This is a genomic window from Thermosynechococcus sp. FA-CM-4201 (genome assembly GCF_054689355.1).
This window is the reverse complement of the sequence record NZ_CP079920.1, coordinates 1,054,713-1,076,815: the sequence shown is the minus strand read 5'-3', so window position 1 is coordinate 1,076,815 and position 22,103 is coordinate 1,054,713. Positions and strand designations below refer to the sequence as shown.

Genomic DNA, 22,103 nt, shown 5'->3' with positions numbered 1-22,103 from the left:
GATTTTACAGTGGATCAGTTATGCCTGTATTAGTTTTGGTCTCTTTCTTTGGCTGTGGGGAACATGGCCGCTGGTGGGTCGGCGATCGCCCCTCTATAAACTGCATTTTTTGTCAATCTCCGATACCTTAGGTTCGATGGCGATCATGATCGGCGTCTTGCTGCGCATTCCCCGCGAGTGGCCGCTTCTAGTCTTGGCATTGATCTCCCTTGCCCTCTGGAACACCATTCTGGGCTACGTTTTGGCCTACTGCTCCCAAGGGGAGGACACTGATGGATAGCTGGCTCATTGCTGTCACTGCACTCCTGCCCCTAACGGCCCTAATGCTGGTGTTTCAGGAGAATCCCTACCACGCCCTTGTAATTCGCGGCATTATTGGTGCGGTGGCGGCTCTCCTCTATGCCATTCTCGGTGCTGCTGATGTGGCGTTGACCGAAGCCCTTGTGGGCACGATGCTCTCAATTATGCTCTACGCCGTTGCAGTACGCTCTTCCTTGGTGCTGCGATTGGGCATCTTAGCTTCGGCACTCTCCACTGATAGCTTGGATCACTTACTGGAAGCCATTCGTGAAGCTGTTGCCCCCTATCATTTGCGCGTTGAATTAATCATTTATCCCACGTTTGAGCAACTTAAAATAGCGCTCCGCGATCGCGAGATCCACGCCCTATGCGCTGAAGAAACCACTCAATTATTAACGATGACCCGTGTAGCGCGCCTTTACACCATCCTCAAGCCCCACCTCACCAGTCTTACAGAACTCGTGTATTACCCCTTGCCCAGTGAAGAGGAGTCAGCGACATGATTTGGCTCTATGGCATTGCGGCAGTGCTACTGCTGGTGAAAATGCTGATGATCCCCACCCTACCTGCGGTACCAACGATTCCCATTGTCGAAACCCTTGTTAACCAGAGTGGTATTCCCAATGCCGTTACCGCCGTGATTTTGCGCAATCGCCTGTATGACACCATTTTTGAAGTGGTGGTATTCACCCTTGCCATTATGGGGGCACAGTATTTGCTCAGCAATGAAAAACCCCTTGGCCACGTTAGCCGCTTTAATGATCAACCTTCGATTGTGTTGGCAAGATTTGGCGCCACCATTTGCTCCCTCGTGTGTATTGAGTTGGCCTTGCGGGGGCACCTGAGTCCGGGGGGTGGATTTGCGGCTGGTGTTGCTGGCGGGACGGCGATCGGTCTTGTGGCCATTACCTCAGCCCCAGAATGGCTAGAGAGCATTTATCGTCGCTTCCATGCCGCCACATGGGAAAAAATCTCCGTGATTGTTTTCATTCTCTGCGGTGCCAGCCTGTTAATAGGGGTGGCTTTGCCTGCGGGTCGGTTTGGCACACTCCTCAGTGGTGGCTGGATTCCTTGGCTGAATATCCTCATTGCCCTGAAAGTGGCCTTGGGGTCGTGGGCAGCAGTACTGACGTTTATTCGCTATCGTGGTCTGCTCTAATCCAATAGTCCTTTGACGCTCATCCCGCTAACGCTAGGCGTATAGCAGGAGATTCCCCGTTCACAGAATCTTGACTAGATGACCCGAAAGTCATCCCCGCCAGAACCTCTCCAGGGGCGTTTTCAAGACGGTACGCCCCACCGCCGATAAATCGATTCCGCACCACGAATGCAGCGGCAATATCCCTAGGCATTGAACAGCCACAGGGACACTCATGCCAACGGGTTGATAGCGTTTTGCGGACTGCTTCGCCACAGTCAGGACACTCTTGAGAGGTGCCCGCTGCTGTCTCCTTGACAACCGCCTTGCCACGCTTGCAGACCACCCAAGGCAACACCGAGTTCAGGAATTGCCCATGACTACAATTCCTCTGGTTTCTCCAAGGATTCTGCCTGATACAAAATTTGCCCTTCGTTACGGATGTTTTCCTGTAGCGCTTGGTCAGAAATGTACTCCAGCTTCAGTAAGTCCACCATATAGGGAATGTTTAGCTCGGCCAGTTCACGCCGCAGGCGTAGATATTCGTCAAAGTCCATATCAGGAGCAGCGATCGCCAGATCAATATCAGACCCCCGCTGGGCATCCCCCCTTGCCCGCGACCCAAAGAGCACAACCTTTTTTACCGTTGGATAGCGGCGAATCACGGCGAGAATCATTTCAAGGGTTTGCTCCTGCATTGATCTATCCCTGAGTGAACGATGGATTGCTTGTTGTGGCCAACCCCTGCTGCAATGTCAGCATCACCCTTTGCATATCCCCTTGTAAAAGGGCAGGCAAGTTCAGCCAGAGGCCAGCAAATTCCTGACTACGCAGCACTCCCTCGCGATCGGGCTGTTGTTGAACGTAGCTCCCCTGCTCGCGGTGATACCAGTAGAAGGCCTGTTCTGAGACCACCCACACCAGATATTCCTTGACGCCAAAACGACAATGGAGGTCTTTCTTGTCATGGAGATCGTAGGCGGCACTGCTAGAGGCAATTTCAATCACTAACTCTGGTGCTCCTTCAATGTAGTCATCAGCACTAATGCGCGACTGCCCCCCGGCAGATTCCTCAAGGCGCAAGATAATATCGGGCTGGACTTCATTCCTGTCATCGAGCCTGACCGTGGCATTACCAGCCATCAACAGGTGGGGAATAGCGATGCAATAATTGCCTGCCCAAACCATCATTTGACTATGGGGCACACCATGCAGGCGGTAGCGGACAGGTGAAGCCACAAAGACGACTCCATTGATCAGTTCAGCTTTTTTAATGTGGGGAGAGCGGCCATAGCGGTACTCAAATTCCTCGCGGGTGAGGCGATCGCCACTTTCAAGGGGGATGACATTGACTAATTGAGTCATTTCGTAGCCTCAACGCTGGATTTATTATGATTGCCGCTTCCGGGCTTCAGTAAACCGTTGGCATTCAGGGGAAGCTAGCCCCTGTTGTAATGTGAGCATCACGCTTTTCATATCCCCTTGCAAAAGGGCAGGCAAATTGAGCCAGAGGCCGGCAAATTCCTGACTGCGAAGTACTCCCTCGCGATCGGGCTGTTGTTGAACGTAGCTCCCTTGCTCGCGGTGATACCAGTAGAAGGCCTGTTCTGAGACCACCCACACCAGATATTCCTTGACGCCAAAACGACAATAGAGGTCTTTCTTGTCGTGGAGATCGTAGGCGGCACTGCTAGAGGCAATTTCAATCACTAACTCTGGTGCCCCTTCAATGTAGTCATCGGCACTAATGCGCGACTGACCCCCCGCCGATTCCTCAAGGCGTAATAGCACGTCGGGTTGGACTTCATTTTGGGTATCAAGCCGGACTGTGGCGTTATCGCAAACCATGAAGCCCTTAAATTCAATACTGTAGTGAAAGAGCCAGCCAAGAATGTTGCTATGGGGCTGGGCGTGGTTTCTAACCCGAATTGGTGAGGCCACAAATACCACTCCGTTAATCAGTTCCGCCTTCTTAATGTGGGGAGAGCGGCCATAGCGGTACTCAAATTCCTCGCGGGTGAGGCGATCGCCACTTTCAAGGGTGAGGAGAGGAGCCGTCATTTTTCGCAACCGTTCGTGATAGCACCCAGCACCTTTATTCTAGGCGGGAGCCAAACGCTGGATGGCAAATGTGCATCAATTAGACAGTCGGTAACCCCAATACCTCACCGCTGCCGGCAACAACGGTGCCAATCGGCCAGCTCTCAATTCCCCACTCAGCAAAGCAGGCCTGCGCCGCGGCAACCGCTGACGCGGGTAAAACCACGGTGTACCCAATGCCCATATTGAAGGTGTTAAAGAGTTCGGCCAAGCTGACGTCCCCCATCTCCCCCAGCCAGTGAAACAGAGGCGGGATAGGCCAAGCGTCTGGATCTAGTTGAGCCGATCGCCCTTCGCCCAAACAGCGGGGCAAATTTTCCGGCAACCCACCGCCCGTAATATGCGCCATGCCGTGGATGGGAATCCCTTGACCTAAAGCCGCACGAATGGGTTGGACGTAGAGGCGGGTTGGTTCTAAGCACAGCTCCCCAAGGGAAGGGGGACCAAGGGGGGTATCCTGCCAACTGAGCTGGCGATCGCTGACAATTTTACGCACCAAACTAAAGCCATTGCTGTGCAGCCCAGAACTGGCCAATCCCAAGACCACATCCCCCACCTGCACTTGGGTGCCATCCAGCACCTGATCCTGCTCAACGACACCAACACAGAACCCCGCAAGGTCATAGACCCCTTCGGCATAGAATCCCGGCATTTCCGCTGTCTCCCCCCCCAAGAGGGCACAACCGGCTGCTTCACACCCTTGGGCAATACCCGCTACCACAGCGGTCATAATTTCTGGCGCCAGACGACCACAGGCAATGTAGTCCAAGAAAAAGAGCGGCTCAGCACCGCAGGTGAGGACATCGTTGACGCACATGGCCACCAGATCAATGCCAACAGTATCGTGGCGATCGAGGGCTTGAGCCAGTTTTAGCTTCGTACCTACGCCATCAGTTCCTGAAACCAAAAGGGGTTGACGATAGCCCTTGGGAATTTGACACAGCCCAGCAAAGCCCCCCAGTCGCCCCACCACTTCCGGTCGTTGGGTTCGCTGCACCAAAGGGCGAATCTGCTCCACAAAAGCACGGCCAGCGGCCACATCTACACCGGCACTGCGGTAGTCCATCAGCGCTGCTCCTGTAGTTGGGGATAGTGAGCCTTGAGATACTCCAAAAGGCCCTCACAGGCATCGGTGAGCAGATCCAACACCTTCTCAAACCCCTGACGACCGCCGTAGTAGGGGTCGGGCACTTCCTTCGCGTCGTGGTGACGGCAAAAATCGCACATTAACCGCACTTTATCGCGGTATTTCCCTTCGGGGTCAAGGCGCAAAATATCGTAGTAGTTTTCGCGATCCATCGCCAAAATTAGGTCAAATTCCTCAAAGTCAGCAGCATGAAATTGGCGGGCGCGATGGGTCAAGTGCAGTCCCCGTTGCCGTGCCGTCATCACCATACGGGCATCCGGTGGATCGCCAACGTGGAAGTTGCTGGTGCCAGCGGAATCACACTGAATCTCATGCTCTAGGCCGGCCTTTTTGATCAGGTCTTGCATGATCCCTTCGGCGGCAGGGGAGCGACAGATATTACCAAGACAAACAAAAAGCAGACGGATGGGCATAGCGCGTTTCCTAGGGGGCGGGAATCAGCATACGAATGAGATCAGCGACCTGCTGACTGCTGTTGGGCATGGCCAATTGGCGGGCATTCTCTGCCATGGCGTGTAATTTTTGCGGGTGCCCTAGCCATTCTAAAATGATCCGTCCGAGGCGATCGCCCGTCAATGCCGATTGCGGGATCATTTCAGCAGCACCGGCACTCACCAGCACTTCAGCGTTCACTGTTTGGTGATCTTCAGCAGCATAGGGGTAGGGAATCAACAGCGCCGGGGTTCCTGTGAGGGTCAGTTCCGCCAAGGCACTAGCGCCAGCTCGACTAATGACAATATCCGCGCGGTGGAGCAGAGGTCCCATGGGTTCAAAGAAGGGAAAGACGAGGTAGTGGGGATGCTGAACACTTTGGGCATCGGGATCATTGTTGCCCGTGAGATGCACCACCCAAGCCCCCGCATCGAGCCAGCGGTGAACCGTTTCCCGTACAAGGCGATTGATGGCCACTGCCCCTTGACTCCCCCCCATCACCAGAATCAGGGGCGCATCTTTGGGAATCGGCAACTCCAAGTCGCCGGGGTTGAGAATATCGGGACGCACCGGGGTGCCCGTCACCCGTAGGTTCAGCCGTTTGGATTTGAGGTAGGCCAAACTCGCGGGGGTACCCAAGGCAACCAGCGTACACCAAGGTGCCAGCCAGCGGGTGACTTTACCCGGTAGGGCGTTGGATTCATGGAGCAGGGCGACACGCCCCAAACTGCGAGCCGCTAAAATGGCGGGCGCTGCAATGTAACCACCAGTGGTAAACACCCCTTGGAAGTGTCCCTGTTTTAACAACTGGCGCGTTTGCCAAAAAGCCCCCCAAAATTGCCAGAGGGGGCGCAGCCTTGCCCAGGGGGTCTTGCCTTGGACGCCACCAAAGTTGATTGTATGCAGAGGGTAATGGGGCGGAATCAATTGCTGTTCTAGGCGATCGCGCACCCCCAACCAATGGATCTCATATTCAGGTAACTCTTCTGCCACTGCTAGTGCCGGAAAGAGATGCCCGCCGGTACCACTCGCTGCAATCAGTAGTTTCCTTTGCCCAAGCATTAAACGTTCCAGCCCAATGTGGTCATGAGCTTATCGACAAAGTTGGTATAGACAATGCCGCTGCGGAACTCCGGTGTATCCATCACCTGCTGATGAAAGGGAATGGTGGTCGGCACCCCCATAATTGCACATTCTCTTAGGGCACGCTTCATGCGGGCAATGGCAGCGGGGCGATCGCTCCCCCACACGACCAACTTACCAATCAGCGAATCATAGTAGGGGGGGATTTCATAGTCAGTATAAACATGGGAGTCCATGCGCACTCCAGGGCCACCGGGGGGCAAGTAGCCGCTAATGCGACCGGGATGGGGACGGAAATTGCGCTCTGGGTCTTCGGCATTAATGCGGCACTCGATCGCGTGTCCGCGCAACTCAACCTGCTCTTGGGTCAAGCTGAGGGGTTCCCCTTGGGCAATGCGAATTTGCTCGGCAATCAGATCCAGCCCCGTAATCATTTCCGTGACGGTGTGCTCCACCTGAATGCGGGTATTCATTTCCATAAAGTAAAAGTTGTCTTGGCCGTCAAGGAGAAACTCAATGGTGCCAGCACCGACGTAGTTAATGGCTTTGGCAGCAGTGACAGCGGCAGCTCCCATCTTGGCACGCAGTTCTGGGGTGAGGGCAGGGCTAGGCGCCTCCTCAAGGAGCTTTTGGTGACGCCGCTGTACAGAGCAATCGCGCTCCCCAAGGTGAATGACATTGCCATAACTATCCGCCAGAATCTGGAACTCAATGTGGCGGGGATTTTCAATAAACCGCTCCAGATAGACGCCGGCATTGCCGAAGGCCGCTTCCGCTTCCCCTTGGGCGGCACTAAGGGCCCGTCCTAAATCTTCGGCAGAGCGCACTAAGCGCATCCCCCGGCCACCCCCCCCAGCCGTAGCTTTAATCATCAGAGGATAGCCAATTTTGCGGGCGATCGCCCGGGCAGTTTCCTCATCCTGCACCAGTCCATCACTGCCGGGAATCGTCGGCACCCCCACCTGTTGCATCGTCGCTTTGGCGGTGGATTTATCCCCCATAGCACGCATGGCAGCGGGACTCGGCCCAATAAAGGTAATCTTGTGGTCGGCGCAGATCTCGGCAAAGCGGGCATTTTCCGCTAAAAAGCCATAGCCAGGGTGAATCGCCGAAACATGGCGGGTGAGGGCAGCAGCAATAATGTTGGGAATATTGAGATAGCTGCGGCTACTGGGGGCTTCGCCAATGCACACCGCCTCATCGGCCAATTGCACGTGCAGGGCATGGCGATCTACGGTGGAATAGACGGCAACCGTTGCAATGCCCAATTCCTCACAGGTGCGTAGAATCCGCAGTGCAATTTCGCCACGATTGGCAATCAAAATTTTCGTAAAGGCCATGGCGGTCAACGGTAGGGGAAGCGATCCCTAATGCTACCATGCCAGCCGAACGCTTCCGAAAAGCCGACAGCAATTGCATTGGTGCCACTGGCCAAAACAAGTTAGGATCAGCAGGGTTTTATTTGGGAGCGCACTATGGCTGCTGTGTCACCCACGATGGCATTGACCGTTACGAAAACCAGCAATTGGACAATTGAGGACAGCGAGCAGCTCTACCGCATTCAGGGCTGGGGCGAACCCTACTTTGGGATTAATGCTGCGGGTCATGTCACCGTCTCTCCCAAGGGCGATCGCGGTGGGTCATTGGATCTCTATGAACTGGTGCAGGCGCTCCAACAGCGCAACATTGGCCTCCCCCTGCTGCTGCGGTTTTCCGATATTCTTGAGGATCGCATTGAGCGACTGAATGCTTGCTTTGCCCGCGCCATTGCCCGCTATGGCTATCAGGGAGCCTACAAGGGGGTCTTTCCCGTCAAGTGCAATCAACAACGCCACATCATTGAAGCCCTTGTGCGCTTTGGCCAGTCCCATCAGTTTGGCCTAGAGGCAGGATCAAAACCGGAATTGCTGATTGCCTTGGCCATGCTCAATACGCCGGGGGCACTGCTGATCTGCAATGGCTATAAGGATCGCGGCTACATTGAAACGGCTATTCTGGCGCGTCGCCTTGGCCACACCCCGATCATTGTCCTTGAGCAGCCCGAAGAAGTAGCGGAAGTGATTGCTGTCAGTCAGGCCTTGGGCATTGAGCCAATTGTGGGTGTGCGGGCAAAACTCAGTACCCAAGGGGTGGGGCGCTGGGGCACCTCCGCTGGCGATCGCGCCAAGTTTGGTCTCACCGTGCCAGAGATTTTAACAGCGGTTGAACAACTGCGGGAAGCAGGAATGCTCAACTCCCTGCAACTGTTGCACTTTCACATTGGCTCGCAAATCTCTGCCATTAGCGTCATCAAGGATGCCATTCGCGAGGCGGGGCAAATTTATGGCGAGCTGGTGCGCCTCGGTGCCAATATGCAGTACCTCGATGTGGGCGGCGGCTTGGGGGTGGACTACGACGGCTCGAAAACCAACTTCCATGCCTCGAAAAACTACAGTATGCAAAACTATGCCAGTGATGTCGTGGCTGGTATTAAGGACGCCTGTCGGCAGCGGGGCATTCCCGATCCCATCCTCATTAGTGAGAGTGGCCGTGCCATTGCTTCCCATCAATCGGTATTGATTTTCAATGTCTTGGGGGTCAGTGAAGTGCCCAAAATTACCCCCGAACCCGCCACGGAAGAGGAGCACCTGATTATCCGCAACCTCTACGACACCTACCAAACAATTGATGAGAACAACTACCAAGAGGCCTACAACGACGCCCTGCAATTTAAGGGGGAAGCGATCAGTCTCTTTAACTTTGGCTACTTGAGTTTGCCGGAGCGGGCACGGGCAGAGAGTCTCTTTTGGGCCTGTTGTGCCAAGATCCTCGACATTGCTCGCCAGCAGGAATATGTGCCCGACGATCTCGAAGACCTCGAGAAAATCATGGCTTCAATTTACTACATCAATCTATCGGTGTTTCAGTCGGTGCCCGATAGCTGGGCGATCGATCAACTGTTTCCGATCATGCCAATCCACCGCCTTGATGAAGAACCGACAGAACGGGGCATCCTTGCGGATCTCACCTGCGACAGCGACGGCAAAATTGACCAGTTCATTGACCTGCGGGATGTGAAATCAGTTTTGGAACTCCATCCCTTTCGCCCCGGCGAACCCTACTACCTTGGCCTTTTTCTCAACGGTGCCTACCAAGAGATCATGGGCAATCTCCACAATCTCTTTGGGGATACGAATGCCGTCCATATCCGTCTAACCCCCAAGGGCTACGAAATTGAGCATTTGGTGCGGGGCGATACAATGCAAGAAGTCCTCGGTTATGTGCAGTACCAATGTGATGCCCTCCTTGAGAAAATCCGCCGCCGTGCCGAGGCTGCCCTTGCGGAACAGCAAATTACATTGGCGGAAGCGCAGCACCTACTGGAAAACTATGAGCGGAGTTTGCGCAGCTACACGTATCTATCCTCTTAGGGAAAGCGATGCTGGGAACATTTCAATCAAGCCATTTACGCATTGAGGTGCCGGCCACCGCAGACCAACTGCGGGATTATTTGACGCAGCCAGCACAGTTACGGCAGTGGTTGTGGCCGCTACAGATTCAGGTGACGGGCGATCGCCTGCAAGTGGGGGATACCTTCACCAGTGAATTCCTGTGGTTAAAACTGGAACACCGCGTAGAACTGCTCACAGCAGAGCGACTGGTTCTAGTGCTGCGGCAGGCCATTGAGGGCTGGCAAGAATGGTCGTGGGGAGAGGGCTGGGTACAGTCCTGTATTGAGGGGGTGACACCGCTGCCTCTAGAGTTGGGGCAGACTTTTCTTCTATGGCGGTTGAAATCCGTGCTGAGTGAAACGGTAGCAAGCTGAGGGTCGAAGAACGTTGAAGCGATCGCGCCAATGGGGATGGATTTTATTCCTGAGTGCCCTGCTTCTCAGCAGTTGTGAGGGCAGTGGGCTACAAAATTTATTTGCTGCCGATCCCAATGCTGATCAATGGGCAGGGAATCCTCCCACAGCGGCACCCACTCCAGAGCCGACGACAACACTGCCAGAGAATTTACGGTTTCCTAATGCGATGCTTGTAGCCACTCAGCCGCAAGCAGGGGCACCCCAAACCACGGCAACCCGCTGGCAAGCACCTGCACCAGCGATCGCCATTCAGCAATTCTATAGCCAACAATTTCAACAGTCGGGCTGGCAATTGGTGGAGCAGCAGGTAGCCGACAATGCGATCACCCTCAAGGGGCGCAGTGCTGAACTGGAAGTGAGCGTCACCATCAACACGGTGCCCGAAAATAACCTGACAACCTTCACCGTGGCCTACACACCCACCAATAGCACCACGGCCACACCGCCTCCCCAACCCAACCCCACGGCACCCCAAGCCTTTACCGATCTCGATCAAGCCCCCGCTCCCCTCCAGCCCGCCATTCGTGATTTGGCAGAACTGGGGGTTCTCAGCACCACGGGCGATCGCTTGCAACCCAATGCCCCCATTAGTCGCGCTCAGTTTGTGCGTTGGCTGGTGACCACCTACAATCGCTTTTATGCCGATCGCCCCGCACGCCAAATCCGCTTGGGCAGCCGCAACGACACGCCTATTTTCCAAGATGTCCCCCGCGATCATCCCGACTTTCCCTATATTCAGGGACTGGCGATGGCAGGATTTTTGCCCAGCCCCCTCACCGGCGATACCAGTACCCTCTTTCGCCCCAACGCTCCCCTCACCCGCGAAACGCTGTTGCAGTGGAAAGTGCCCCTCGATCAACAGGGGCGGCTGAGTCCCAGCACGATTGACCGCATTCAGCAAACATGGGGCTTCAAGGACAGTCAACGGATTGCTCCCCCTGCTATCAATGCCGTGGCCGCTGACTATCTCGCGGGGGATCTCGCGAACATTCGCCGCGTTTGGGGAGAAACCCTCTTGCTCCAGCCCCAAAAACCCGTCACCCACGCCGAAGCCGCAGCAGCTCTGTGGTATATCGGCAACGGTAGCGAGGGACTCTCAGCCGCAATGGTGAAGCAAGCACCGCCCTCTGCCTCCTAGAACCTTGCTAGATTAGAAATCCGAGTCAATTGTTATGATTTGCTGAACTGATTGCTGCCTATGCCTTGGCCCTTATCCCGTGGTTACCATCGTCAAATTGCCCGCCTCGAAATTACGGGGGCGATCGCTGGGGGTACTCGCCGTCGTGTCCTCAAAGCCCTGAAAACCATTGAAGAACGGGGCTACCCGGCACTACTGGTGCGCATTGATAGTCCCGGCGGGACCGTCGGGGATTCCCAAGAAATCTATGCAGCCCTCAAGCGTTTGCAGTCGAAAATGAAAATCGTTGCCAGTTTTGGCAATATCTCTGCCTCTGGTGGGGTTTATATCGGTATGGGGGCACAGCACATCATGGCCAACCCCGGCACCATTACGGGCAGTATTGGCGTCATCCTGCGGGGCAACAATTTGCAACGGCTCCTCGACAAGGTGGGGGTCTCATTCAAGGTGATCAAGTCTGGCCCCTACAAGGACATTCTTGCGTTCGATCGCGACCTTACTGAGGAAGAAATCCGCATTCTCCAAGACCTCATTGACACCAGCTATCACCAATTTGTCCAAACCGTGGCCGAAGGCCGTAACCTCGATGTCGAAACTGTGCGCAGTTTTGCCGATGGCCGTGTTTTTACTGGTGAACAGGCCCTAGCTCTCGGACTCGTGGATCGCTTAGGAACCGAGGAGGATGCCCGGCGCTGGTTGGCGGAACTGGCTGGACTTGACCCCGACAAAACCAAGGTGCAAACCATCGAAGAACCCAAGTCGCCCTTGGCTCGGCTGTTTCCGCGTCAGCAGGAACGATTCCCCTTTCCGTGGCAAGCGGGTCTCGACTGGTTGGAATTTGAAATGGCCACCAATGGACTTCCCCTATGGCTCTATCGCCCCTAAGCTGGATACAGTACCCTTGCGGATGTCTTGATGGAGGAGCACACTGTGGGCTGGCGCGTCCGAGCAATTCGTGGAGCAACTACCGCCACTGAAAATTCAATTCCAGCAATCCGTGAGGCGGTTTTGGAACTCCTCGGCGAGATTGAGCGGCGCAATGCCCTCGATTTCTCGGAAGTGATTAGTGTTACCTTCTCTGTTACCCGTGACCTCGATCAGATCTTTCCGGCAGCGATCGCCCGTGAATGCCCCCATTGGCGCAACATTCCTCTCCTTGATGTCCAACAAATGCATGTGGAGGGAGGCTTACCCCGCTGTATCCGCTGCTTGATTTACTTCAACACCCCCAACCCCGATCAACCGATTTACCATGCCTACCTGCGCCATGCCCAGAGCCTCCGTCCCGATCTGGCAATGCACGGCGACTACCATCCCCTCCATCTGTCCTCTCATTCTCTAGGTTAACTATGACCGCTCTTGTCCGTGACTACATGACCCCCAACCCCTTTACCATTCGTGCCGATGCCCCGATTTCTGAGGCAGTTCGCCTTATGGAAGAAAAACAGGTGCGCGGCCTCCCCGTCGTGGATGACCAAGGCAAATTGGTGGGCTTGGTGTCTGAAGCTGACCTGATTGTGCGCGAAGCGCCTCTAGAGCCGCCGTTGTACATTACGTTCCTAGGCAGCATCATTTACTTTGAGTCTCCAGAATCCTTTCATCAACACCTCAAGAAAACCCTCGGCCAGCAGGTGCAAGATGTCATGACCCCCAACCCCCACACGATTAACGTCGATGCACCCATTTCCGAAGCGGCTCGCCTCATGGTGAATCACCACATTAGTCGCCTGCCGGTCTTGAATGCCCAAGGGGAATTGGTCGGCATTATTAGCCGTCATGATCTGTTGCGAGCCTTGCATACCCAAGAAACCTCTGCGTGACGTTTGTCAAATTGGCCTGACACTAACTTTCAAGATTGGTGACTTCCCATAGAATAACCACAGGTTTGCTCGCGATCGCCTGAGGGTTCCTTGATCATGACCGCTTCCCTTGATTTGATTTGGCAGCAGGCACGGCAGGGTCAAGCAGAGGCCATTGCCCATTTGATGAACCGCACGCTTCAGGCTAAGGGGGTGCGTGCCCTCGTCCGGCGACGGGGTGACTGTTTACAAATTATGTTTGAAGCGGCGCGATCGCTCCCCCCCCAAGTCTGCGTTCAGTTTGTTTGCCGAGGCCTCAAGCAACTGGCGCCCCAAGGGGTTCTACGTGTACGGCTCCATGCTCGGCTCCTTGGCGAAGAATGGCCAGAATGGACACAGACCGTTGACTTACAGGAGACCTTACCAGCAGCGCCGTCTGCTCAAGCAAGCCCAAATCCAGCAACACCTGCCACTACCCCATCCCATCAGGCGGTTAGTGCTTTTGCCCTCAGTTTACTGGCGATCGCGGGCACGGGTGCTGTTGCCCTCACCCTACAAAATCAACTTAGTGTCGATGCCCCGCCGAGTGCGGAACCCAGTCCAGCCATTACAACCCCTGAACCGGACGTTCCCCTTGTGCCCCCCCCACCCGCCCCGAGCGATCGCCGTTTGCGGATTAAGGCCGTTGGCGATATTGTCCTTGGCACCAATTTTCCGAGTAACCGCTTGCCTGCGGATCCGCAAAAGCTCTTTGCCCAAGTGAAACCCTATCTTCAGGGGGCAGATTTCCTCTTTGGCAATTACGAAAGTACCCTTACCGATTATCCCCATCCCTTCAAAAACACCAGTAGTGGTCGCAGTTTTGCCTTTCGCTCCCCGCCCAGTTATGCACAGGTGTTGCGCCAAGCCGGTTTCAATGTCCTCAACATTGCCAACAACCACAGCTACGACTTTAATGAGCAGGGATTTCGCGATACGATTCGCCACATCAACGCCGCTGGCATGACCGCCATTGGTGATCTCAATCAAATTACCTACCTCGAAGCCAATGGCCTGAAAACCGCATTTATTGGCTTTGCCACCTACTACGGCCAAAATCGCATTCAAGACCTCAAGGCCGGTGCCGCTCTTGTACAGAAGGCCAAGCAAAACGCTGATATTGTGGTTGTCAGTTTCCACGGTGGCGCCGAAGGCAGCGATCAAATTCACACCCGCGATCGCACCGAGTACTTCTATGGCGAAGACCGCGGCAACGTGGTTCAGTTTGCCCGCACCATGATTGACAATGGTGCCGATTTAATCTTAGGTCATGGTCCCCATGTCCCCCGTGCCCTTGAATTGTACAAAGGTCGCCTCATTGCCTATTCCTTAGGGAACTTTGTCGGCTATCAGACCTTGAGCAGCCACGGTACCCTTGGCAAGTCGCTGATTCTCGATGTCGAACTCGACGGTTCTGGCCGCTTCCTTCAAGGAAAAGTCATTCCTGTACGCCTAGATGCCAAGGGGATTCCCCACATTGATCAAAACTTTGCCAGTGTGCAACTGATTCGCCGTTTAACCCAAGCCGACTTTCCCAACACCCCCTTGCAGATTGAACGCCTCGGTGAGATTGTCAGCACCGATTCCCAATCCTAGTTAGAGTAAAAATACTTGCGGTTTAAACATTTCGACTAGTGAAAAAGCGAGTCACATTGACATTCCCCCGACGGACGATTCAAATGCCCGTCACTTATCGCTTGGCCAAGGACTTTAACATTGCTGCCAATATCATTCGCGCCCAAGTGGCACCTAACCAAGTGGGCAAACTGGTTCTAGAATTGGCTGGGGACATTGATCAAATGGAGGCCGCCCTAGAATGGTTGCGGCAGCAGAATATTGAGGTTTCCCTCGCCAGCCGTGAAATTGTGATTGATGAGCAGGCCTGTGTCCACTGTGGCCTCTGTACAGGGGTATGCCCCACTCAGGCGCTGACGCTGCATCCAGAGACCTTTCAACTCCAATTTACCCGCTCCCGTTGCATTGTCTGTGAGCAATGTGTTGCCGCGTGTCCCATGGAGGCGATTCACACCAACTTTTGATTGAGATTATGGCTCTAGGGTGACATCCTCATAAATGTCCGATAAGTGGCCTTGCCAGCCAATGCTCTTGAGTTCAACCCAATCTTCTGGGGGGGAGTAGGCCTGCCAAACCCACAACCCCGAGGCACTGCGACGAAAGCTCTCCAATCGCTGTTGGCGGGTATTGACAAGTACATATTCCTCGAGGCTCTCAAGGCTTTGGTAGTCAATGAATTTATCGCCGCGATCAAAGGCCTCTGTTGAGGGAGAAAGCACCTCAATCACCAAGCAGGGGAAGGATTTATACAGTGGTGTTTGCTGATCCCGTGGGTCACAGGTCACCAACAAATCAGGATAGTAAAAGCAATTTCGCTGCTCAAGCCGCACTTTCATATCTGAGAGGTACAGACGACACCCCCGTTGCCGCACAGTAGGTCGTAGGAGAGTAGCCAAATTCAAGGCTAGGGTGACGTGGGCATCACTGGCTCCTGCCATTGCAGATACTTGGCCGTTGCTGTATTCGTGCTTAAGGCCACTTTGGGCTTCCCATTCCAAATAGTCTTCAGGACTCAGTTGCGGCGAAGGTTGCGTGCTCATTGGCAGTCTGGAATAGGCAGCAGTTATCTCGCTACTATTGATCCTAGGGTACGAAAAAAATCATGACCCCAAAATGCGGATATTGGCCACTGGCAACGCTAGTGGGGATGATATTCCTGATTACCCCGGCCAAGGGGGTGCCGTCGGTGGCACTGCCAGAAAGTTTTTATCGGGCGATCGCCAACCAAGACTGGGCAACAGCGGTGCAAATTCTCGATCAGGTCATTCGTGCCCATCCCCAACAGGCGCAAGCCCTTGCTAGCTATCGTCAAGAATTGGTGCGGCTGCAACAACTGCCCCGAACCCCTGCTCCGCCCATGGCAACAGTAATCACCCAACCCAGTGGCATCGTACCCATCCTGCGGCGGCAAGGGGGGATTCCCGTTATCCCAGTAACATTTAATCAACGACTGCGGTTTGAGATGCTGGTGGATTCAGGCGCCAGTATGACAGTGATTACGCGATCGATGGCACGCGCTTTAGGCATTACCCCCGCTCAAGTGGTGGATAATCGCGTGTTTCATACCGCCAATGGTCAAGTGGTGCTACCAGTCGTCTATGTCCAATCCATCAGCGTTGGCGGTTTTCATCGTAAACAAGTGCCCGTTGCTGTCGCTGGGCCTGAAATGACCATTGGCCTCTTGGGGCAGGATTTTCTCCAGCACTTTGATGTCAGTTTGCGGCAAGATCATATTCAGTTGCAGCGTCGTCCTTAGGAAATGCCCATTCTCGCCCAAGCGGTTTTAGCCAGTCACAATGCCGGTAAAGTCAAAGAGTTTCAAGGTTGGTTACAGCCGTGGATTGGGGAGTTGCTGCCCCTGCCAGCCACGATTGAGATTGCTGAAACTGCGGATTCCTTTGTGGGTAACGCCTGTTTGAAGGCCGCTACTGCCGCCAAGCAAATGGGAGAGTGGGCGATCGCCGACGATTCGGGGCTAGCAGTTCATGCCCTTGAGGGGGCACCGGGGATTTATTCGGCTCGCTATGGTGCGACGGATGCTGAGCGCATTGAGCGCCTATTACGGGAAATGGCCGGTGTCAGCGATCGCGCCGCTGAATTTATTTGTGTCATTGCTCTCGCGCGTCCCGATGGCACGATTGCCGTTACGACCGAAGGACGGTGTGCAGGCGAGATTTTAACGGCGCCCCGCGGTCAGGGGGGGTTTGGTTACGATCCTGTCTTTTGGGTGCCCAGCCAGCAGCGTACCTTTGCCGAGATGAGTCCCATTGAAAAGCAACAGGTCAGTCATCGGGGTCAGGCCTTGCAGCGGCTGCGGGAGTATTTCCAAACCTTTCATCCGTAGATTCACGGTTGTTGGCAGCAGGCTTTTTGGTCTAAGCTAACGCCAATAGTGTTCCTAAGCCAACCTGTGGCCACTATGCAAGAACGAGCCTAGCGTCGCAAAGTTGCATTAGACAATGCTTCCCATAGAAAGAAATTCACAGGGAATATAATGAAAACAAGGGGGCATCTCCCCTAGGCCCAGTGGCTGGCAGCCTTCTTGCCGTGATTCAAAGCAAAAACTATGGGCGATCGCGAATTAATAGACCAATTTATTAAAGACTTAATTCAGAAAAATTCGCGAATGCTCTCGAATCGGCACCTGCGCGTAGAAACAACCTTTGATGAAGTTCAGTTAATTTCCTACAAAGATGGCATCGTTGCTCGGGTGAAAACAGATGCCCCTACCCTTGCCATTGAAGTACGAGATGCCTCACCCTATCGGCCTCTGATTCAAGAGGTAATGGTGGATTATGAGATCTTCCAAGTCGGCGTGGCTCAAACGCCCGGATTTTTACGTTACGAACATCGCACTGTTCCGGAAGGTTATGTGATCCAATACACCGAAGCGGGAGTGCTGTGGAAAGATCGCTGGGCACGGGGTAAGCGACGCGGTGCTCTGACAGGGGGCAACTCCCTCGGTATGGATGCGATGATTCTCTATCGCGGCACCTGGTATCCCATTCAAAGCGTCAATGCGGCCAATGGCTTTGTTGCCATTCGTACCTTGGGCGGGGAAGCCACCTACAGTGCCTCTGACTTTCTGGTGTGGCTGAAAAAAGAGGAAAAAGACACCGCCGAGAGTCCCAGTCAGATCAGTGCCTACAAACGGGGAGAACGCATGGGAGACATTGACAGCGCCCCCACCCAAATCCTCGAGGCCACAGAAATTATGGCGGCCAAGACCAGTGGCACCCCATCAACGCCAATTGTCCCCCCTGCTGGCGAACCAGAGGAGGAAGAAGATCACGCCGTCATTTTACCTTCAGCGCCACCAGTACCTGCGGTTGCAGCAACAGTTTCAACGCCCTCTGAGCCTGCACAACCAGTTGAAGCCACCCAAGGCTATCCAGCGGCCAACTACGAGCATTCTGTGGGTTATCCCCATCCCAACTATGATTATTCGCAAGGGTATCCAGCGGCCAACTACGAGCATTCCGTGGGCTATCCCCACCCCAACTATGATTATTCCCAAGGCTATCCAGCGGCCAACTACGAGCATTCTGTGGGTTATCCCCATCCCAACTATGATTATTCCCAAGGGTATCCAGCGGCGAACTACGAGCACTCCGTCGGCTATCCCCATCCCAGTTATGGCCAGCCCTACCCGCCCCAAGTCTATCAGCACATTGATCCCAATATTCAGATGGCGCTGACGTATCTCCAATCTAGCTTGGCCTATCTGCTGCAAGTCGAACCGAAAAATGCCAATATCCATGCAGCCATTCGTGCCACTAGTATGGCAATTCAAAATCTCCTCACCCTTCTCAATGGTTAGCGGCTCTCGGCAAGGGGATGCAGGCGAAAGACACTCTGAATCATTGCCCAAGCGGTTTTAATTTCGGGAACCCGCACCTCATCCCATTGACCCGGTTGGCAGTAGAGATAGCGAAAGAAACGACGCCGCTTTGGTAGTGAAAAGGCTAGGAACTGCACCCCCATTTCGATGTCTTGGCTGGAACAGGGGCGTGACCAGCGGACTTGAATCGGCAACGTCAGGTGGATAAGGGGGCTAGGCTCCGTAAACCGCAGTTCACCCAATCCTTCACCAAAATGGAGATGGGTGGGAGCCGTGAGGCGAATACAGACCCCTTCCTCTGATAGATTCAGCGTTTTCCTCGGATAGCGATCGCCCCCGATAATGAGTTCACAGGGTTCCCGACGACAAAATCGCGGATGCCGCCGCTGAGGCACATCAATGGCCACAAGGACGCACACCAGTAGGATTGCCAAATTGTAGGCCGACCAAACCATATTGATCAGAAGGCTATCGGGGTTGACCAGTGTATCCTGCAAAGGGGAACTGCGCCAAATTAAGCCACTAATCGAAAGTACGGCAATGATGATCAGGGGGCGAATCAATGGCCAGTTGATATTGATGTGGTGGGGATCAACAATGCCTTTTGGTGTTACTTTGAAGGGCTTGCCCTTGGGACTAATAAATGTCCGTATCACCGTGATCGCCATTGGCAGGGCAATAATCGTTTCGTAAACATCTGACCAAAACGCAGAGCGGCGGCCTTCGGTCAGCCACGAAAAAGCCATCACATTGCCAAGGTAGTAGGGTAGGTAAAAGTAGAGAATCTCGTTAATCGTGGCCCGCAGCGGCGCCAGCCCAAAGAGCAAAAAGGCGAGAGGTGCCAAGAGAAAAATCACGCGGGGAATCGAGAGCAGCCAATAGAGCACCCCCAAGCTATGGTAGAACCGCTGCATCAGGTTCAGGTTGGGAATTGTCAAGAAATTGGCCTTCAAAAAGAGCATCTGTAGCGTTCCTTGTCCCCAGCGCAGCCGCTGGTTAATGTAGGCGCCAATCGTTTCCGGGGACATGCCCGCAGAGAGGGCTTCATTGAGGTACTTCACCCGATAGCCGCGCCCTTGGAGGTACATGGAGGTCAAGTAATCTTCAGTAATGCTGTCGGTGGGGATGCCGCCAATCTCATCGAGGGCACTGCGGCGAATGACAAAGCACGTCCCACAGCAAATCACGGCATCAAAGAAGTCGCGACTGGGTTGGATAAAGCGAAAGAAAAGAGTCTGCTCGTTGTTGAGAATACCCTCAAGGCCAAGGTTGACGGTAATGGGGTCTTCGTTGAAAAAGTGCTGTGGCGTCTGCACCATGGCGGTTTTGGGGTCTTGGAAGAAGCCGACAGTACGAGTCAGGAAGTTGCGGCTGGGAACAAAATCAGCGTCAAAGACTGCTATCAGTTCGCCTGTGAGGGTGGGGAGGGCATGGTTAATGTTGCCGGCTTTGGCATGGCGGTTATCGGGGCGATCGCGATATTCACACCCCAGTTCTGCAGCAAGGGCACGCACCGCTGGCCGACGGGTATCATCAAGCAGATAAATGCGCTTGTGGGGGTAATCCATCGCTTGGCAGGCAATGACTGAGCGGCGCAGAATCTCCACATCTTCGTTGTAGGTGGGTAAGATCACATCCACCCAAGGCAAATACTCCCCGCGAATCACGGCTTGGCTCAGGCGATCGGCCTCGGGGCTGCGGTCTTTAGAAAAGATACACAGGGCAAAAAAGCAAATCGTGTTCGTTAAAGTCAACAGTTCAGCGATGAATAAAAGAACCGAAATCGCGCCATTGAGGGGATCATCCAAGTTGAGGCTGTTAAAAAAACGCCAGAGAATATACCGCAAAGCCAACAGGGTCAACCCCAAACTAACAATCAGGCGTGACCAGAAATTGGGCTTGGGGGAAATCTCCTTCAGAAAAAACGTAATGGCAATCCAGACCAGTGTGGGCAATAGGAGGGCTTGAAGCGTCGTTCCCTCAGCCCGCAACAGTGCCTTCCCCTTGTACCAAAGACCGACTAAGTTGGGTAGCAAGTTTTGCCAATCCAGTTGGCTGAGCAGGACGGCCAGAAATGCGCCACCGCCCAACAGTAAAAGCCAAAGATCAGGGCTAATACGTCGCGATCGCGCAGGTGCCCGTGGTGTAGGCGGCCTCGATGACTGAGAAACCCTAGGGGATAGCTTGTTAGTTTCAAGTAGCTTCATGGGAACACACTGAGTTGGGATGAAGCTCTACATCCTGTACTCACTCAGAGTTGAACAACACCACGACCTCAAAATTGCGATCGGGTGAGCAACTCTTTAGATTTCAACTATTTTTAATGCTTTGATCAATGAGCCTTGGATGTAGAAGTCGCGTTAATTGATTTGAGTAATAGCAACGCTTCTAAATGCAAGACTAGTTATCAGCAAAATTTTTGACTGCCTACAATAATTGGAGCGCACCTGTAGGCTAAAAAGCATGGCCGCTTTGGCTTGGAAAGAATTGGATAGATGCGATTTTTCAGCATGGTGGTAATTTACCTAGGGAACTTATCTCTAGTGTACCCAATGCTTTAGCAAAACTAAACCTATACAGAACACTGGAAGCAAAAATTCAAGAATGGTCTAGCGACTTTCGGCAAGGGGATGCAGGCGAAAGACACTTTGAATCATTGCCCAAGCAGTTTTATAGCTATTTCGAAAGGGAGTGAGATATTTTCAAGAGGGATAGGCTATACTCAAAGAGTCATGAATGTTACTCAAGAATATGAGCTATAGCTTGGACTTACGAGAGCGGGTTGTCTCCTATATCAAGCAAGGCGGCAAAATCAGTGAAGCGACTCAAATCTTTCAGGTGAGCCGCGCCACCATCCATCGCTGGCTGAAGCGAGACGACTTAGCCCCCACGGTTGTGCCTCGTCGTCCTTGGAAACTGGATTGGGCGGCCTTAGCAGCGGATGTTGCTGCCCATCCCGATGACCGTTTAATTGACCGCGCCCAGCGATTTGGCGTCCAAGTTTCCACCATTAGTTACGCCCTCCACCAGATGGGCATCACCCGAAAAAAAAACAGATGCGTTACCAAGAACGGTGTGAAGAAGAGCGCCAAGCGTATCAACAGCAGCTCGACACATGGGTAGAGAGCCATGGGGAGGAAGCGGTGGTGTACATCGATGAGACGGGGTTTGACTCTCGAGTGGAGTGTGAGTATGGGGGGTCAGCACGAGGCCAACGGATTTATGGAGAGCGAGCGGGGAAGCGTAAGAAAAGAGAGAGTTTAGTCGCAGGACGGTACAGACACCAGAAAGACTTCATAGCCCCAATGCTGTTTTCAGGATATTTGAATGGGTTAGGGTTTGTGAGCTGGCTGAGTCAATACTGTTTGCCGGCGTTAGAGAAACGTTCGTTGTTGATGATGGATAATGCACCAATTCATCCGAAAGGGGCGATTCAGGAAGCGGTCAAAGCGGCGGGTCACGAGGTGTTATTTTTATCGAAATACTCTCCTGACTTGAACGTGATTGAGCACGACTTGAGTGCGCTGAAGCGAGCGCGGATGTATGCAGGGTCAAACAGTTCTATTGATGAGGTGATTCGCAATTATTGTGCTGGACAGTATCTCATTCTTGATTGGAACGGCTATATCTCCTAAATCCCCGTAGCTTTAGGTCGGGGAGTCGT

General features: G+C 53.8%; 24 protein-coding genes and 1 pseudogene. 15 read left to right on the top strand and 10 right to left on the bottom strand.

Features of this window, described 5'->3' with window-relative positions; translation table 11 throughout:
- Position 1: 1 nt before the first annotated feature.
- From KV190_RS05265 to KV190_RS05255, 3 genes are read left to right on the top strand one after another with little or no spacing between them, the layout of a single operon-like run.
- The gene (locus KV190_RS05265) at positions 2-280 is read left to right on the top strand and encodes a monovalent cation/H(+) antiporter subunit G (protein WP_460195231.1); all 279 of its coding nucleotides are present in this window, start codon (positions 2-4) and stop codon (positions 278-280) included.
- Positions 273-803, top strand: a complete 531-nt coding sequence (locus KV190_RS05260; RefSeq protein WP_460194901.1) for a DUF4040 domain-containing protein — start codon at positions 273-275, stop codon at positions 801-803. The genes KV190_RS05265 and KV190_RS05260 overlap by 8 nt, the downstream gene beginning before the upstream one ends.
- On the top strand, positions 800-1,459 hold the full coding sequence (locus tag KV190_RS05255; protein WP_460194900.1) for a Na(+)/H(+) antiporter subunit B: 660 nt from the start codon (positions 800-802) through the stop codon (positions 1,457-1,459). Before KV190_RS05260 ends, KV190_RS05255 begins: the two co-directional genes overlap by 4 nt.
- A gap of 19 nt (positions 1,460-1,478) precedes the next feature.
- On the opposite strand, the gene KV190_RS05250 is transcribed toward KV190_RS05255, so the two are convergent.
- The 8 genes from KV190_RS05250 to accC form a co-directional block, all read right to left on the bottom strand.
- The gene (locus tag KV190_RS05250; protein ID WP_460194899.1) at positions 1,479-1,784 is read right to left on the bottom strand and encodes a zinc ribbon domain-containing protein; all 306 of its coding nucleotides are present in this window, start codon (positions 1,782-1,784) and stop codon (positions 1,479-1,481) included.
- 34 nt (positions 1,785-1,818) lie between these two features.
- Positions 1,819-2,136: a type VII toxin-antitoxin system MntA family adenylyltransferase antitoxin gene (gene mntA, locus KV190_RS05245; protein WP_460194898.1), complete on the bottom strand. Its 318-nt coding sequence runs from the start codon at positions 2,134-2,136 to the stop codon at positions 1,819-1,821.
- A gap of 4 nt (positions 2,137-2,140) precedes the next feature.
- Entirely contained in the window at positions 2,141-2,803 is a 663-nt protein-coding gene (locus KV190_RS05240) for a Uma2 family endonuclease (RefSeq protein WP_460194897.1), read from the bottom strand.
- A gap of 24 nt (positions 2,804-2,827) precedes the next feature.
- On the bottom strand, positions 2,828-3,499 hold the full coding sequence (locus tag KV190_RS05235; protein WP_460194896.1) for a Uma2 family endonuclease: 672 nt from the start codon (positions 3,497-3,499) through the stop codon (positions 2,828-2,830).
- Between the two features lie 79 nt (positions 3,500-3,578).
- Positions 3,579-4,604 (bottom strand): phosphoribosylformylglycinamidine cyclo-ligase, encoded by a 1,026-nt coding sequence (gene purM, locus KV190_RS05230; RefSeq protein WP_460194895.1) that lies wholly within the window; start codon positions 4,602-4,604, stop codon positions 3,579-3,581.
- Complete coding sequence (locus KV190_RS05225) at positions 4,604-5,098, bottom strand: low molecular weight protein-tyrosine-phosphatase (protein ID WP_460194894.1); 495 nt, start codon at positions 5,096-5,098, stop codon at positions 4,604-4,606. Before KV190_RS05225 ends, purM begins: the two co-directional genes overlap by 1 nt.
- A 10-nt stretch (positions 5,099-5,108) precedes the next feature.
- Complete coding sequence (gene murG, locus KV190_RS05220; protein WP_460194893.1) at positions 5,109-6,179, bottom strand: undecaprenyldiphospho-muramoylpentapeptide beta-N-acetylglucosaminyltransferase; 1,071 nt, start codon at positions 6,177-6,179, stop codon at positions 5,109-5,111.
- The gene (gene accC / locus KV190_RS05215) at positions 6,179-7,540 is read right to left on the bottom strand and encodes an acetyl-CoA carboxylase biotin carboxylase subunit (protein ID WP_286625194.1); all 1,362 of its coding nucleotides are present in this window, start codon (positions 7,538-7,540) and stop codon (positions 6,179-6,181) included. Before accC ends, murG begins: the two co-directional genes overlap by 1 nt.
- Before the next feature lie 156 nt (positions 7,541-7,696).
- Between accC and speA the strand changes: the two genes are divergently transcribed.
- The 8 genes from speA to KV190_RS05175 all read left to right on the top strand — a co-directional run bounded on the left by speA (position 7,697) and on the right by KV190_RS05175 (position 15,062).
- Positions 7,697-9,610: a biosynthetic arginine decarboxylase gene (gene speA, locus KV190_RS05210; RefSeq protein WP_460195230.1), complete on the top strand. Its 1,914-nt coding sequence runs from the start codon at positions 7,697-7,699 to the stop codon at positions 9,608-9,610.
- An 8-nt stretch (positions 9,611-9,618) separates the two neighbouring features.
- A complete protein-coding gene (locus KV190_RS05205; RefSeq protein WP_460194892.1) occupies positions 9,619-10,005 on the top strand; it encodes a hypothetical protein in 387 nt (128 codons plus the stop codon).
- A 13-nt stretch (positions 10,006-10,018) separates the two neighbouring features.
- A complete protein-coding gene (locus KV190_RS05200; protein WP_460194891.1) occupies positions 10,019-11,185 on the top strand; it encodes an S-layer homology domain-containing protein in 1,167 nt (388 codons plus the stop codon).
- A 60-nt stretch (positions 11,186-11,245) separates the two neighbouring features.
- On the top strand, positions 11,246-12,070 hold the full coding sequence (gene sppA, locus KV190_RS05195) for a signal peptide peptidase SppA (protein ID WP_149819639.1): 825 nt from the start codon (positions 11,246-11,248) through the stop codon (positions 12,068-12,070).
- 30 nt (positions 12,071-12,100) lie between these two features.
- Positions 12,101-12,532 carry a chorismate mutase gene (aroH, locus tag KV190_RS05190; RefSeq protein ID WP_149819637.1) on the top strand — a complete coding sequence of 144 codons (432 nt, stop codon included), beginning with the start codon at positions 12,101-12,103 and terminating at the stop codon, positions 12,530-12,532.
- Between the two features lie 2 nt (positions 12,533-12,534).
- The gene (locus tag KV190_RS05185) at positions 12,535-13,005 is read left to right on the top strand and encodes a CBS domain-containing protein (protein ID WP_460194890.1); all 471 of its coding nucleotides are present in this window, start codon (positions 12,535-12,537) and stop codon (positions 13,003-13,005) included.
- Positions 13,006-13,101: 96 nt separating this feature from the next.
- Positions 13,102-14,619 carry a CapA family protein gene (locus tag KV190_RS05180; protein WP_460194889.1) on the top strand — a complete coding sequence of 506 codons (1,518 nt, stop codon included), beginning with the start codon at positions 13,102-13,104 and terminating at the stop codon, positions 14,617-14,619.
- 38 nt (positions 14,620-14,657) lie between these two features.
- On the top strand, positions 14,658-15,062 hold the full coding sequence (locus KV190_RS05175) for an NIL domain-containing protein (RefSeq protein WP_011057637.1): 405 nt from the start codon (positions 14,658-14,660) through the stop codon (positions 15,060-15,062).
- 6 nt (positions 15,063-15,068) lie between these two features.
- On the opposite strand, the gene KV190_RS05170 is transcribed toward KV190_RS05175, so the two are convergent.
- Positions 15,069-15,638: a Uma2 family endonuclease gene (locus tag KV190_RS05170; protein ID WP_460194888.1), complete on the bottom strand. Its 570-nt coding sequence runs from the start codon at positions 15,636-15,638 to the stop codon at positions 15,069-15,071.
- A 62-nt stretch (positions 15,639-15,700) separates the two neighbouring features.
- Between KV190_RS05170 and KV190_RS05165 the strand changes: the two genes are divergently transcribed.
- The 3 genes from KV190_RS05165 (at position 15,701) to KV190_RS05155 (ending at position 18,418) form a co-directional block, all read left to right on the top strand.
- A complete protein-coding gene (locus KV190_RS05165) occupies positions 15,701-16,354 on the top strand; it encodes a retropepsin-like aspartic protease family protein (protein WP_460194887.1) in 654 nt (217 codons plus the stop codon).
- A gap of 3 nt (positions 16,355-16,357) precedes the next feature.
- Positions 16,358-16,942, top strand: coding sequence for an RdgB/HAM1 family non-canonical purine NTP pyrophosphatase (gene rdgB / locus KV190_RS05160; protein ID WP_460194886.1), 585 nt, complete (start codon positions 16,358-16,360; stop codon positions 16,940-16,942).
- 282 nt (positions 16,943-17,224) lie between these two features.
- Complete coding sequence (locus KV190_RS05155) at positions 17,225-18,418, top strand: hypothetical protein (protein ID WP_460194885.1); 1,194 nt, start codon at positions 17,225-17,227, stop codon at positions 18,416-18,418.
- Here the strand turns inward: KV190_RS05155 and KV190_RS05150 are convergent.
- On the bottom strand, positions 18,415-20,646 hold the full coding sequence (locus tag KV190_RS05150; protein WP_460194884.1) for a glycosyltransferase family 2 protein: 2,232 nt from the start codon (positions 20,644-20,646) through the stop codon (positions 18,415-18,417). The genes KV190_RS05155 and KV190_RS05150 overlap by 4 nt on opposite strands.
- A 544-nt stretch (positions 20,647-21,190) precedes the next feature.
- On the opposite strand from KV190_RS05150, the pseudogene KV190_RS05145 reads away from it, so the two are divergent.
- Positions 21,191-22,074, top strand: a pseudogene (locus KV190_RS05145) (IS630 family transposase).
- The last annotated feature ends 29 nt before the right edge of the window (positions 22,075-22,103 follow it).